The 6,737-nt window shown below is 45.3% G+C and carries 3 protein-coding genes; 2 read left to right on the forward strand and 1 reads right to left on the reverse strand.

The window, feature by feature from the left end; all coding sequences use genetic code 11:
- The first annotated feature begins 166 nt into the window (after nt 1-166).
- Nucleotides 167-352 carry a hypothetical protein gene (locus ABI367_RS09525; protein ID WP_462231462.1) on the forward strand — a complete coding sequence of 62 codons (186 nt, stop codon included), beginning with the start codon at nt 167-169 and terminating at the stop codon, nt 350-352.
- A gap of 205 nt (nt 353-557) precedes the next feature.
- Here ABI367_RS09525 and ABI367_RS09530 read toward each other — a convergent pair whose 3' ends face one another.
- Nucleotides 558-3,131: a glycoside hydrolase family 2 protein gene (locus ABI367_RS09530; protein WP_462231464.1), complete on the reverse strand. Its 2,574-nt coding sequence runs from the start codon at nt 3,129-3,131 to the stop codon at nt 558-560.
- 304 nt (nt 3,132-3,435) lie between these two features.
- On the opposite strand from ABI367_RS09530, the gene ABI367_RS09535 reads away from it, so the two are divergent.
- Nucleotides 3,436-6,723 carry an arabinofuranosidase catalytic domain-containing protein gene (locus ABI367_RS09535; protein WP_462231466.1) on the forward strand — a complete coding sequence of 1,096 codons (3,288 nt, stop codon included), beginning with the start codon at nt 3,436-3,438 and terminating at the stop codon, nt 6,721-6,723.
- The last annotated feature ends 14 nt before the right edge of the window (nt 6,724-6,737 follow it).

Consider the following 6,737-nt stretch of genomic DNA (forward strand, 5'->3'; position numbering starts at 1 on the left):
ACTCAATTATAGCAATATTAACTGTCTTTTTTACATTAACAAAGTTTTATTTGAAAAATAATACAAAAACAGACTTTTAATGACGTATATTACTCTAAAAATTGCCTGAACCTATTAAAACTTAATGCGTTATACCTTGTTAACCAATTATCAAAACTATAGCACAATGAAAACATTAACAGTACCCGGCGACCCACGCTCTGTAAGCGCAATTATGGTATCGCAAACAGAAGAGTTCCATGACCATGAAATTGTACGTATCACTTCATCCGACGGTACTCAATCAGTAGAAAAAAAGATATTCCGCGTTGTTGACGGCGGTGAGGACCATTGGGAACTACAGTTTGAGTAATTGGTCGGCAAAATTTTATAAAGCTTAGGGTTTGTGCGATTCCCTCCCCCCGGGAGGGCGAAGGGAGGGGTTTTACAAAATGCAAAGCGACCAACCCCTACCACCACTTCACAAGCTACCGCTCTGTCAAATTTTATTAAATTAAGCAATTTGTCATCTCGACCAACGGGAGAGATCTATACACCGACATGCTGTCGAACCTAAGTTAATTGCTTGCTTTTCCATGTACTTCTATCTCATTAATGCCAACCGGATTGGCGGTATTAGCAAACGTTATCCTTAGGAAACGCCCTATAATACTGCTGTTTGTTTGCACCGTACGCTTTTTGCTGTTAGTTGAAGCAGCAACCGCATCCGTTACGGACTGCCAGTTTTGGCCATCTTTTGATATTTCTAACCGGTAAGCGCCAACATCATTTGTCGGGAAAGTTAACAGCACTTCATCCAGCTTATACAGGTTCTCCATATCCAACTGCCACCATTTTTCGCCCTCGTTTCCTGCCGACTGCCAATAGGTGTCCGCATTATTATCATTAGCCAGGTTGGCAGTTTTCCCTGAAGCCTCACTGCTTGCACGGGTAGGTTTTTGATAAGCTATATTTACTGTCGTAGTTTTTGCAGGTTCGACTTTAGGCGCAACGTAGCGGATATATGGACGCTCCGCAGTTTCAATGCTTATTCCTTTTATATAATAGGGTTTCCCTTTGGTTTCAATAGTAATAAAGCTGCTTTCCAGTCCCGGTGAACTTGCTTTGATGATGGTCTTTCCGCCGTTATAGGCTCTAAACTCAATGGCGGCCTTACCATCGCGAATATAGATATCTGATTTATTGCTAAAAGTAATACTCCTGCCCGTAGGGAACTCGCCCGGGCCTGATACGATCTGCAAAGTAACATCGGGCGAATTACTTAGCTGCGTACCGTTTTTATCAGTGACAGACACGATCAGCATTACATCATCCGTTCCGTTAGTACCCTCTATAGTTTTTTGGGTTGATGTGATAGTTAGTTTAGCCGCTGTACCTTCAACAGCAACCGGAGGTGGCGGTATATGCTTATACTCGTTACGGTACCAGTAATACTGATTTTTGGGCAGCCTAAAATAATCTATCATACCCATCTTACCAAAATCGCCGGCGCGGGTGCCGTAGTCAAAAGCACACCATAACGCTTCGCCGGCACGCCAGGCATATTTTTCTTTTTGCAGATCGCCAAATCCGGGTTCATACTTACCCGGGCGTATGGCTATGGTCGAGCCATATTCTGTAACCACACTGGGTATCCCGGGGTTCATAAATAACCTTGCACCGTCGCCATTATACCCCGCAATATCGCCCAGTTTATCAATATCCCCTCTTTGCGAACCACCAATACCTACAGCTCGGGTTGGATCAAGCTCGTGGGTAATTTTGGTTAGCTCTTTTAAAAACTCGCGTACTTTAGGCAGGGTGCCGCGACCCGTAAAAAATGGTTCATTACACATGCTCCAAACAATTATAGCCGGATGGTTACGGTGTATGCGTATCATTTCGCGCAGATCCGACTTTACACTCGCTTCAAACGGCGCCTGGTCTTCCGCATTCATGGGGTAAGCGCCTCCTCCCTCATACCAGTTATCGGTTTCGCGCTGCGTACCGCCCGATCCCCAAAAATCATTCTCTTCCCAAAGTAAAACACCCAGGCTATCACAGGCTTCAGAAAATGCCGGGTCGTGCGGGTAATGCGACCCGCGGATAAAATCCATACCAACATCTTTAACCATTTTCACATCCCGCTTTATAGCGGCATTGGTCACGGCGTTGGCCCACCCTGCATGATCCTGGTGCACATTAGCCCCACGAAAATAGTAATGGTCGCCATTGAGAAACAAACCGCTATCGGCGGTCCATTTTAGCCATCTAAAACCAAATTTGGTTTCATACCTGTCAAGCACCTTTTTTCCGTCGATGATCTGACTTATGGCTTTGTAAAGGTATGGATGGTCGGGGTGCCAAAGTTTTGGCCGTGCAATAGCTTTAGTAGTTTGGTCTACATTAACCAAACCATTTGCAGGTATTTGCTGCGCGGAGGTGACCGTGCTTACCGTTTTACCAGATGGATCAATGATATCCGTTTTAATGGTATACTTTTTACCAACTGCGCCATCATTTTTTATTTCGGTTTTAACATTTACCGTACCTGCCGCTTTTGAAACGGTTGGCGTGGTTACAAAAGTTCCGTACCAGGTAACGTGAACCGGATCGGTTACTACCAGATAAACATCACGGTAAATACCACCTGTAAAGTTATGGTCGCCGTTGCGCGGGGCAAGGGCGCGGTTGTAGTTATTATTTAAACGAACAGCCAATACATTGCGCCCTGTTTTTAGCTTATCAGTAATATCAAAAGCAAAACCGGTATAGCCGCCTTTATGCTCCCCTACCTGTTGACCATTAACAAATATCTGCGCTTCCCTAAAAGCGGCCTCAAACTCTATAAATATCCGTTTTGATCTCCATGCTGCCGGTACATCAAAATACTTGCGGTACCAGCCATAGCCGGTGTACCATTGCGCTGTTTGAAAATACGGGATACTAAAATTGTGCGGCAGGTTAACATTTTTCCAGCTTTTATCATTATAAGCAACATTTTGGGCATCGGCATAATCGCCCAGTTCAAATTTCCACTCCCTGTTAATGTTTATTTTTTGCCTTACACCTGCTGTGTTGTTTTGACTGCGGACATTTAATGTACAAATGCTTAAAACCGTCAGCAATAATAGTTTTCCCGAAATTTTCATTATTGGTTTATATGATTGCCCGACTTGCCGGGCTATTTGGTTACGCTAAATTAGTATATAAATGTAATTTTTACAGTTATAATTCATCATTATTCGATTTAATTATTTGGAAATATCATTGCAATCGATTTATATTAGCAACACCAATTAAGCCGATATAATTTATCAAACTATAAAAAACTAATATACAGTCGGCCTATATTTTTTTGTCGACGTAAATAAATGTTTTTTTGACATTTATTTTTTAAGGAAAATATTATACATTATTTAATAACTGCATAACCAATAAGCTCAAAACACAAACATGAAAAAGAAAAATCACCTGCTTACCCTGCTGGCGTCCGCGCTGGTTTTACCAGTCGGCATTATGATGGTAGCCATGACAGGTACAAAAACAACAGTGGTTCCGGCCCGACCGGAAGGCCCTTGTGATATTTATGCCGCCGGGGGTACTCCTTGTACTGCTGCTCATAGCAGTACGCGCGCATTATATGCATCCTACAATGGCCCGTTATACCAGGTTATGCGTCGATCTGACGGTAAGACAAAGGATATAGGTGTGGTGCAACCCAGCAATGGCGATGCCGGCGGATATGCTAATGCTGCTGCACAGGACGCGTTTTGCAGCAATACAACCTGCTGGATAACCATATTGTATGATCAGTCTGGCAAAGGTAATAATTTGGTACAGGCACCTCATGGTGGCTTTAGCGGCCCGGCAATGGGTGGCTTTAATAACCTGCCAATTGCTGATATGGCACCTATTACCATTATGGGCCATAAAGCTTATGGTGTTTTTATAATTCCGGGTATGGGTATGCGTTTAAATGACGCTAAAGGAACCGCTGTTGATGACCAGGCCGAAGGCCAATATTGGGTTATTAACGGCAAGCACTATAACAGTGGCTGCTGCTTTGATTACGGCAACGCAGAAACAGATAGCCGCGATGACGGTGACGGCACCATGGAAACCGCTTATTATGGCAATGCCGGCTCATGGTATCGTGGAGAAGGCAAGGGCCCGTGGGTAATGACCGATCAGGAAAACAATTTGGTGGGTTGCGTAAACGCGTCGCCAAACGATAAAAACTGCCCTATACCAACCATTAACTGGAGCTTTGTAACCGCAATGGCTGATGGCGAACCGCACCATTGGAGATCAATGGGTGGTGATGCACAACGCGGCGACCTGATGGTGATGTATGATGGCGGACGTATTAAAAACGACAGAAACAGCTACGACCCTATGCGCAAACAAGGTGCCATTTTATTAGGTAACGGCGGCGATAATAGTAACGGCTCGCAGGGTACTTTTTATGAAGGCGCTATAACCGCTGGTGGCACCTTCCCTACCAAAGAGACCAACGCCAAAATACAAGCCAACGTAGTAGCTTCAAAATATGATGTTGCCCTGCTAAGTTTAGCACCGGCTGCATTAATAAATACGCCTCCGGGTTTGCAAACCTTTGCTCCGGGGTCGTCACAAAACACTATTGTAACCTTTACCAATACAACAGGCGCACCGGTAAAAGGCGTAACTTTAAGCATTATTGCTCCTAAAGGATGGTCAACCGGAAGTGCTAAGAAATTTACTACTGTAGCTGCCGGCCAAAGTGTAAATGCCACCTTCAAGGTAACATCAGGACCAGCCGCGTTTAACGGCGACCTGGTTGCCAATGCCTCATGGACCAACGCAGCCAACCAGGCCCAATCAGAAAAAGCACATGAAAAACTGCGCAATGTTAGCCCGGTAAAGATCAATGAGTTCCGTATCAATGACGGCTCTACTGATAATACCAGCAATTCGTTTGTTGAATTGTATAATGCAGGTAAAAGTGCGGTAGATATCTCTAACTGGAGTTTCACCCAGCACGCAACTCAAACACCAATATTCTCCAACGTGAAAATACCTGCAGGCACAAAGATAGCCGCAAAAGGCTTTTATCTTTTAGGTTTATCAAACTCAGGATTGGCTGTTGCGGCTAAAAAAGGCGAATCAACCATTTATGTTAGAAGCACCACCGGCATGTCAGCAGGCGATGTGATCAAAATTGGAGAGGGCGCAACTGCCGAAACCCGCAAGATTGCAAGTATAGCTACTCCTGAGCCTGATGCAGCCCCTGCACAATTCGGCAGACCAGGCGGCCCTTCGGGCTCAACCTTAGTATGGCAACCTGTACCCGAAGGTCCGGTTATTACCATCCCGGCAGGCTCAACAAGCATCCCGGTTTCAAGTGTAAACGGCTTTAAGGTAGGTCAAAAAATGGCTATCGGCCATGGCGCAAAATACCCTGCCGTAGCACAAGGCATTGAAAAATATGAAATAGTTACTATTACCGGGGTTGGTAAACCGGGTACACAAGCTTATTTATCCGCAGATGCTAAAGCCGGAAGCACTAATATTAAAGTGTCCTCGACCGCAAATATTTCTGTTGGTGATCAGATCAGATTAGATATTGACAGCAAGGGTCACGGTATTGAAACCGTTACCGTAACCAAAGTGGGTACACAATCGGTACGTAACACGCTTAACGGCCCGCTTAAAGCTAATGAAGATGCCGGAACAGGTCTTGAACTGGCTGCTCCGCTTAAATATGACCATGCTTCAAACATGCCGTTTGGCAATAAAGGAACAGGTATTAGCTTTGAGCCTGCCAGTGCCGTTGCACACTCAAGCAACGAGCCGGTGTTGGCATTAAATAATGTGATCACCCTTGATCGCCCGTTGGCTAACAACCAGGAAATAAACGCGGTGGTATATGACGCTAAGGTAAAAACTGCAGGTTATCAGGGCAAAAAAGCACCTAACCAATGGATAGGAGGCCCGGCGTTAGCCAATTCAGGCAGTATGAGATTGAGCGATGCCAAAGGCAATATTGTTGACGGCCTTAATTATGGCGGTGTGATTGACCCATGGTTAGGTGAAGGCTGGCAGTTGAAATCAGGGCCGGTACAACCAGGCAATTTTGCTGCGGCCCCTACTGTAGGCGGTGGTGGTTTCAGATTTGGTAACGCTGCTCCTACCGAGCAGCCAAACAAAAGTGCAGGTCGTTATCCTGACGGTTTTGACAGCGATGATAATCGCGCTGACTTTATGTTGCAAAGTAATATGAGTCTGTCATTAGCATCAGCGGCAGGTGCCGCAAACGTTAAATTTACCAATGCAACCGGCTTCAATGCGGGCGAGCAAATTATAATTGGCTCAGACGCTAATAGCGAAACTGCTGTTATTGCATCAATAGGTACCCCTGGCGGTACAACTGTTGCCACAGCTACCGATGCAGGAGCAACCGTTATACCTGTTGCCAGCGCTGCGGGCTTTGTGGCGGGACAAACAATAACCATAGGTAATGAAACTGCTACGGTGGCTTCGGTTACACTTGCCCGTCGTGGTGGCGGCCCTAACCGTACCCCGCAAACAGAATCTGTAACGGTTACTGCTCCGCTTAAAAATAGCCATGCGGCCAATACAGAAGTGGCAGGCAGCGGGATTACCTTTACCAAACCTTTAGCCAAAGCACATACCAGCGGCACACAGGTAGCAAACTATTTACCTACTCCGGGCGCACCAAATCAATACACTAAACGTTAATCAGTTAATAATTT

Source organism: Mucilaginibacter sp. (assembly GCF_039935595.1).
Classification (GTDB): domain Bacteria; phylum Bacteroidota; class Bacteroidia; order Sphingobacteriales; family Sphingobacteriaceae; genus Mucilaginibacter.